Raw genomic sequence first — 7164 nt, forward strand, 5'->3', positions numbered from 1 at the left:
CCGCGGCGCGAGGCCCGCGCTGCCGCGCCGCGCCGCCCTCGCGCGGCTCGCCGCGCCGGCGCGGGCGCGCGCGCAGGGCCAGGCGCGGCGGGTGGTGGTGGGCGGCGGCTTCGGCGGCGCCTCCGCCGCGCGCTTCGCCCGCCTCACCGCGCCCGAGGTCGCGGTGACGCTGATCGAGCCGCAGCCGCGCTTCATCACCTGCCCCTACGGCAATCTGGTGCTCGGCGGCCTGCGCGAGATGGACACCATCACCTTCGGCTATGCGGGCCTTGCGAAGCTCGGCGTGCGCGTGGTGCAGGACCGCGCGACGGCGATCGATCCGGTGGCGCGGCGCGTGCGGCTCGGCGGCGGGGAGAGCGTAGCATACGACCGGCTCATCCTCTCGCCCGGCATCGCGCTGCGCTGGAACGCGATCGAGGGCTATGACGCGGCGGCGGCGGAGGCGATGCCGCATGCCTGGATCGCCGCGGACGGCGCGCAGCTGCGCCTGCTGCAGCGGCAATTGCAGGCCATGCCGGATGGCGGCGTGGTGGGGCTGGCGATCCCGCCCAACCCCTTCCGCTGCCCGCCCGGCCCCTATGAGCGCATCAGCATGATCGCGCATTGGCTGAAGCGGCATAAGCCGCGCGCCAAGATCCTGGCGCTGGACGCGAAGGAGCGCTTCAGCAAGCAGCCGCTGTTCCAGGATGCCTGGCGCGCCCTCTATGGCGGCATGATCGAATGGGTCCCGGGCAATGTGGATGGGCGCGTGGTGCGCGTTGATGCGCGCGCGCGCGTGCTGGAGACGGAGCTCGGCACGCGGCATCGCGTGGACGTGGCGAATGTGATCCCGCCGCAATCGGCCGCCGCCATCGCGCTCGACAGCGGGCTCGCGGACTCCAGCGGCTGGGTGCCGGTGGATTATCGCAGCCTCGAGGCGCGCAACGCGCCCGGCATCCATGTGATCGGCGACGCGAACCAGCCCGGCCCGATGCCGAAATCCGGCTTCATCGCGAACAACGGCGCGAAGCAGGCGGTGGCGAGCGCGCTTGCCGCGCTGCGCGGCGCGCCGCCGCCGGAGGCGGTGTATTTCAACACCTGTTACTCGCATGTCGCGCCGGACTACGGCATCTCCATCGTCGGGATCTTCCGGCCGAACGCCGATGGCAGCGCGGTGATCGAGGATCGCGAGGGCGGCGGCACCTCCCCGCGCGGCGACCTGCCGGAACAGCGGCGGCTGGAGGCGCGCTACGCGGATGCCTGGTACGAGAGCATCACGGCGGACATGTTTTCCGACGCCTAACGGCGCAAACCGGGCGCCTCCACCGACAGGCCGCGGGCGCGGTCGGCGAGGAAGAGTTCCAGCGCGAGATACTCCGGCGAGCCGAGATCGAACTGCGTCGCGCGCACGCCGAGCGAGCAGGCGCGCAGGCGCCGATGCAGCGAGCCCATGCCGTTCCATTCCAGGCGATAGGCGGGATAGCCCGTGCCGAGCCCGTTGGAGATCACGTCCCCGCGCAACCGACGCCCGGCATTGTCGTCGTGGCACTGGCCGCAGGCCAGGTTGAGCTGGCCCTGCCGCGTCTCGTAGAAGCGGCGTCCCGCCTCGAGGAAGGGCGCGGCGGGGCCATCCACCGCGACCGACATCGGCATGCCGCGCGAGCGCAGCGCGATGGCGGCGGTGAGCGCGAGCAGTTCGTCGCTCTCATAGCCGAATGCCGCCTGGCCCTGGTGCTGCGTGCGGCAGCGCTCGATGCGGCCTTCCAGGTTCAGCAGCGCGCCATCCGAAGCGACCGCCGGATAGCGCGCGGCGACGCCCGCCATGCGCGCGATGTCGCCGTGGCAGGACTGGCAGCTTGTCTCGCCGCGCCGCCACAGCGCCTCGCCCTCATCCACCCAGAGCCAGCCGGGATGGCGCGAGGTGTCCTCCTGCTGCGCGCGCAGCTCGGGCGAGAGATAGTCGCGCGTGGGCCGGATCTCCGCCGCGCCGGCCAGCGTCGCGACGCAGAGACCCGCAAGAAACGCCGCGCGGCGGATCATGTCACGACGAGGCGTGCCTCCCGCCGGTAGACCGCGCCGCCATCCTCCTCCCACTCGAAGACCATCGGGCCGGTCTCGACGGCGACGGTGGTGAACTCGACATAGGGGTTGGCGGCGATGCCGGGCGACATCTCCATCCGGAAGACCTCGGCGCCGGCATAGGTGACGCGCAGCGTGTGCAGGATCTTCCGCGGCACCGGGCGCAGGCCGGGCGCATCCACGGCGCGCTCCATGGGGTGGCGCACGATCACGCGCACCGGGACGACCTCGCCCTTCTTCGCGCTCTCCGGCAGGGTGATGCGCGCGGTGATGCTGCCGCTCATGGCCGTCTCAGCCTCCGTCCACGCAGGCGCCGAGGATCACGATCACCTCTCGGCCCGCGCGATGCACCTGGCCCTTGCTGGTCTCGGCCAACACCAGGATGGTCTGGGTGGTGGCGAGGCGGATGCGCGTGGCGATCTCCGCCCGGCCCGCGCGCGGCGAGAGCGTGAAGCGCGCGACGCGCGGGAAGGGATTGCGCTCGGACAGGATGTGGATGGCGGCGATGTGGTTCTCCGCCGTCATCGGGCTGTCCACGCGGATGGCGAGGTCCACCGAATTGCCGTTCTCCGACAGCGGCGGCATGTCGATCTCGATGCCGCCGGGGATGGGCGTGCGGCCGGCGAGGATGGCGCGCTCCGCCGCCGCGAAGTCTTCGCCGGCGGCGGTCCGCATGGCGGATTGCGCGGCGGCGCCCGTCGCCGTGGCGGCGAGCGGCAGGGCCAGCACGGAACGTCGCGAAAACCTCATTCCCCCGGGTCCTTCAGCGTGGCGAGCCAGGCCACCACGTCCTCGATCTCCTGCGCGGTCAGCACCGGCTGGCCGCGATAGCGTTCATCCACCCGCACCAGCCCCGCAACGCGGTGATAGGGCGGCATCACCGCGCCGGGATTGAGCAGCGTCGCATCCACCAGGCGCAACCGGATCTGCCCCGGCGTGAGGCGCGAACCGACCCCGGCCAGCGGCGGGCCGATATCGCCCATGAAGCGCTCGCGCCGATCGGGGATGGAATGGCAGATCAGGCAGTTCGCCGTCTCCCGGTTCCGCACCACCGCCGCGCCCCGCGCCGCATCGCCCACCCGCCCGTCGAGCGGCGCGGCGATGGCGTCCTCCGTCACCACGAAGGGCGCCACCTGGGCTGCCGCCGGCGCCGCGAGCGACACCAGCAGCAGCGCGGCGAAGGCGCGCCGCCCCCACCCCGGCCCTGCCCCGCGGCGCGGGGAAGGGCGATGGAGTGCAGGCGGAAGGATCACGCCCGGCGCAGATCCTGGTGCTTCAGCGGCACGTCGCGGATGCGCTTGCCGGTGGCCGCGAAGATCGCGTTCAGCACCGCGGGCGCGGCGACCATGATGGTCGGCTCGCCCACGCCGCCCCAGAACCCGCCGGAGGGCATGACGATCGTCTCGACCTTCGGCATCTCGTCCATGCGGAGCACGTTGTAGGTGTCGAAGTTGGTCTGCTCGATCGCGCCGTCCTTCACCGTGCACTCGCCGTAGAGCAGCGCGGAAAGGCCATACACGAAGGAGCCTTCCACCTGCATCTCGATCTGGCGCGGATTGACGGCATGGCCGCAATCCGTCGCCGCCACGATCCGGTGGACCTTGAGCTCGCCCTTGTCGCTGACCGAGACGTCGGCCGCCGCCGCCACATAGCTGCCGAAGCCCATCTGCTGCGCGATGCCGCGCCCCTGCACGCCGGGCGGCAGCGCCCCGCCCCAGCCGATGCGCTCCGCCACCGCATTCAGCACCGCCAGGTGCTTCGGGTGGTTCGCCATCAGCTTGCGCCGCAGCGCCAGCGGGTCCTGGTTCGTCGCATGCGCGATCTCGTCGATGAAGCACTCCAGGTAGATGGCGTTCTGGTTGTGGTTCACGCCGCGCCAGAAATGCGGCGGCACATGCGTGTTCCGCATCGCGTGGTCGATCAGCAGGTTGGGGAAGTCGTAGCCGAGCCGGCCTTCCGCCCCGCTCGGGTTCAGCCCCTGGAACACCACCGGATCGCGCCCGGCCTGCAGCGCGTTCGGAAACACGAAGGACAGGATGGACTGGCCGGAGATGCGCATGTGCAGCCCGGTGACGTTGCCCTGCGCATCGAGGCCGGCGGTGAGCTTGCACTTGGTGACGGGGTGGTAGCGCCCCTGCACCATGTCCTCCTCGCGCGTCCACATCGTCTTGACGGGCGTTCCGGGGATCTGCTTGGCGATCAGCACCGCGTCGATCAGCCAGTCATGCGTGGTGCGCCGGCCGAAGCCGCCGCCGAGATCCACGCGGTGCACGTCGCAGGCGGTCTGCGGCAGGCCCGCCGCCTGCGCCGCGGCGGCCAGCGCCGCATCGCGCCGGGCTGCGCTGGCGCGGCGCGCGGCATCGGGCGGCGGCGCATCCAGGCTGGCGGAGCCGGCCTCGGGCGGCGGTGCGCCTCGGGCCAGGTCGCGCGCCGAGAGCAGGTAGAAGGCGATCTCCGTGCGGCCTTGGTCCACCGCCGCGTCGATCGGGGTCAGCCCGAGCGCGTTGCGCGCATTCAGGTCGGCGCCGCGCGAGACGGCATCGCGCACCGCCGCAAGATCGCCGCGCACGATGCCGTCGAACATCGCGGCGTTCGGCGACATGTCGGCGGTGCTTTCGCCGGCCGGGATGGGCGGCAGGCTCGGTCGCGACGACAGCCCGGGCAGCGCCGGGGCCGGGGCCAGCGGACCGGTGGAGCGATCGGGCGGCCGGATCATGCCCTGCGCGGCGGCATCACCGGCGGGCAGCAGCCCCGGGAGGGCCAGCAGCGGGGCAAGGAGCGCGAGGCGAAGGGCTGCGTGCATGGCGGGAAACTAGAGCAGCGCCCGGCCGAGTGGAACCGCCTCGCGGTTGCGCCGGTCGGGCAGGCCGTGCCCCGGGCGCTGCCGATGCGGCGAGGAGCCGGCGGCGCCGGGTCAGACGCAGCCCTGGCCGCGGAACGAGAAATTCTCCACCCGTCCCTCGCGGATGACGAAGGTGATGTCGCAGCCCACCACCGCATAGGACGGCGGCGGCGGCCAGAAGCCGGCGCGCGCACCCCAGGGGCCGTACCACGGGTCGAAGGCCGGCGCCGCCACCGGCACGGTGCGCCGCTGCTCGAATTGCAGGAAGCGCCGTCCCTCCAGCTCGAAGGTGCGGTTCGGCACGCCGAATTCGGTCACGAGGTCGAGCTCGCTCCGCCCGATCCAGACCGACAGCCGCTCCTGCAGCGTCGGCCCCTGGGCGCAGGCGGCCAGCAGCAGCGTCAGGCAGAGGATCAGGCGCCGCATGGCGCGCGGGCCGGTGTGGCGCATCGCGGCGTCAACTCACCGCCCCTCGCGCCGCCAGGCCAGGATGGCGAGGCCGAGGACCAGCGGCAGCGCGAGCCAGGGCGGCAGCAGCGGCAGCGCGGTGATGCCGGTCACGGTATGGTCCGCGTTGCGCCGCAGCCCGATCCAGCCCGGCCCATAGGTGTCGCGGCCGGCGGCGACGCGCCGCAGCTCCGGCACGGCGGGCGCCGCCTCGGTCCCCAGCCAGCGCACCGCGCCGCCGGTCGCCTCGGCCACGGGCCGCAGCCGGGCGGCGTCGGCGCGCAGGTCGGCGATCTCCAGCGGGTTGCCGGCCTCGGCCGCGGCGAAGGTGGTGCGGCGCCCATCGGTCGCCTGCCAGACCCCCGGCAGCGTCGCCGGGATCTCCACCAGCGCGCGGCCGCCGCGCGCCTGGGGCGGGTGACGGCTGATGCCGCCATCGGGGGCGGTGATGGTGATCTCCGGCGCCGGACCGGGCTCGAGGCTGCGGCGCAGCACGGTCATCTGGCCGTGCTCGATGCGCGCCGTCAGGTCCTCCTCCTCCAGCTCCGGCTCCTTCATCGTCCAATGGGCGATGCGGCGCAGCAGCTCGGCCTGCGGGCCGCCGCCGTCATGGCCGCGCGACCACAGCCAGATATGGTCGGAGAGCATCAGCGCGACGCGCCCCTCCCCCACGCGGTCCAGCACCATCAGCGGCGCGCCGCCCGGCCCGTCCATCACCGTGGCGCCGGAGCGCGGCTCGGTGCGCAGCGCGCGGTACCAGCGGCCCCAGCTCGCCTCGCCGGGACCGTCTGCCGGGTTGGCGCCGGGCAGGTCCTCGGTGACGGGGTGACGCGCGCCGGTCTCGGTCACCCGCGGGCGGAAGGGCTGCTCGAGCAGCGCGGCCTGCGCGGCGCCGGCCCCGGTCGGTGGCCGCGCCGGCAGCACCTGGCCGAGCGGCGTCGCGGCCAGGCTGGTCGGGCCGAGGAATTCCGGCCCCACCGCCAGCAGCAGCGCCCCGCCGCCGCGCACATAGTCGGCGATGTTGCGCATGTACACGGGCGGCAGCAGGCCGCGATTGGCGAAGCGGTCGAAGACGATCAGGTCGAATTCGCGCAGCTTCACCTGGAACAGCTCGCGCACCGGGAAGGCGATCAGCGCCAGCTCGTGCAGCGGCGTCAGGTCGTCCTTCTCCGGCGGGCGCAGGATGGTGAAGTGGACCAGGTCCACATTGGGGTCGGCCTTCAGCAGCCGCCGCCAGGTGCGCTCCCCGGCATGCGGCTCCCCGCTCACGAGCAGCACGCGCAGCCGGTCGCGCACGCCGTTGATGCTGATCACCGCGCGGTTGTTGATCTCGGAGACCTCGCCGGGGCGCGTCTCGGCCGTCAGCTCCACCACCGTCGGACCGCCGCGCTCGATCTGCAGCGCGATCCGGTGCTCGCGCCCGACGGGCACGGATTCCACGCGCGGCGTGCCGCCGTCGCGGCGGATCGTGAGCCGCGCGGCGGCGCCAGGGCCGGACGCCCCGAGATCCTCGACGACGACGCGCAGCTCCACCTGGCGGCCGACGATGCCGTAGCCCGGCGCCTCCACCACGCGGATGCGGCGGTCCACCTCGCCTTCGTTGCCTGGCAGCAGCAGGTGCAGCGGCGCCTCCAGCGCCGGCGCGGCGGGGATGTCGTGCACCTGGCCGTCGCTGAGTGCGACCACGCCGGCCAGCCGCGCGCGCGGGATCTCGGCCAGCGCACGCTCCATCGCGGTCCAGAGCCGCGTGCCCTGGTTGCCGCCTTCCGGCACTTCCACCGTGCGCAGCTCGAGTTCGGGCAGGCGCCGCGCGCGCG

Annotated in this window: 8 protein-coding genes; 1 reads left to right on the forward strand and 7 read right to left on the reverse strand. The window is 73.5% G+C overall.

Translation table 11 applies throughout. The features are described 5' to 3' along the window. The coding region (locus AC1MIR_RS04985) for an FCSD flavin-binding domain-containing protein (protein WP_480027084.1) at positions 1-1282 on the forward strand (1282 nt) is incomplete at its 5' end. On the opposite strand, the gene soxA is transcribed toward AC1MIR_RS04985, so the two are convergent. The 7 genes from soxA to AC1MIR_RS05020 form a co-directional block, all read right to left on the reverse strand. Next, the gene (gene soxA, locus AC1MIR_RS04990) at positions 1279-2019 is read right to left on the reverse strand and encodes a sulfur oxidation c-type cytochrome SoxA (protein WP_480027085.1); all 741 of its coding nucleotides are present in this window, start codon (positions 2017-2019) and stop codon (positions 1279-1281) included. The genes AC1MIR_RS04985 and soxA overlap by 4 nt on opposite strands. Continuing rightward, entirely contained in the window at positions 2016-2342 is a 327-nt protein-coding gene (locus AC1MIR_RS04995) for a thiosulfate oxidation carrier complex protein SoxZ (protein ID WP_480027086.1), read from the reverse strand. Before AC1MIR_RS04995 ends, soxA begins: the two co-directional genes overlap by 4 nt. Positions 2343-2349: 7 nt before the next feature. Next, complete coding sequence (locus AC1MIR_RS05000; RefSeq protein ID WP_480027087.1) at positions 2350-2808, reverse strand: thiosulfate oxidation carrier protein SoxY; 459 nt, start codon at positions 2806-2808, stop codon at positions 2350-2352. After that, complete coding sequence (gene soxX / locus AC1MIR_RS05005) at positions 2805-3311, reverse strand: sulfur oxidation c-type cytochrome SoxX (RefSeq protein WP_480027088.1); 507 nt, start codon at positions 3309-3311, stop codon at positions 2805-2807. Before soxX ends, AC1MIR_RS05000 begins: the two co-directional genes overlap by 4 nt. Beyond that, positions 3308-4861 carry a xanthine dehydrogenase family protein molybdopterin-binding subunit gene (locus tag AC1MIR_RS05010; RefSeq protein WP_480027089.1) on the reverse strand — a complete coding sequence of 518 codons (1554 nt, stop codon included), beginning with the start codon at positions 4859-4861 and terminating at the stop codon, positions 3308-3310. Before AC1MIR_RS05010 ends, soxX begins: the two co-directional genes overlap by 4 nt. A gap of 111 nt (positions 4862-4972) precedes the next feature. Further along, positions 4973-5350, reverse strand: a complete 378-nt coding sequence (locus AC1MIR_RS05015) for a hypothetical protein (RefSeq protein WP_480027090.1) — start codon at positions 5348-5350, stop codon at positions 4973-4975. Between the two features lie 12 nt (positions 5351-5362). Then, on the reverse strand, positions 5363-7164 hold a 1802-nt coding region (locus tag AC1MIR_RS05020), incomplete at its 5' end, for a hypothetical protein (protein WP_480027091.1).

This window comes from Falsiroseomonas sp. RANM36 (assembly GCF_056682175.1).

Coding starts and splice junctions, on each gene's coding strand:
- AC1MIR_RS05010 (WP_480027089.1), bottom strand. CDS start 4,861: ATGCACGCAGCCCTTCGCCTCGCGCTCCTTGCCCCGCTGCTGGCCCTC.
- soxA (WP_480027085.1), bottom strand. CDS start 2,019: ATGATCCGCCGCGCGGCGTTTCTTGCGGGTCTCTGCGTCGCGACGCTG.
- AC1MIR_RS05000 (WP_480027087.1), bottom strand. CDS start 2,808: ATGAGGTTTTCGCGACGTTCCGTGCTGGCCCTGCCGCTCGCCGCCACG.
- AC1MIR_RS05015 (WP_480027090.1), bottom strand. CDS start 5,350: ATGCGCCACACCGGCCCGCGCGCCATGCGGCGCCTGATCCTCTGCCTG.
- AC1MIR_RS04995 (WP_480027086.1), bottom strand. CDS start 2,342: ATGAGCGGCAGCATCACCGCGCGCATCACCCTGCCGGAGAGCGCGAAG.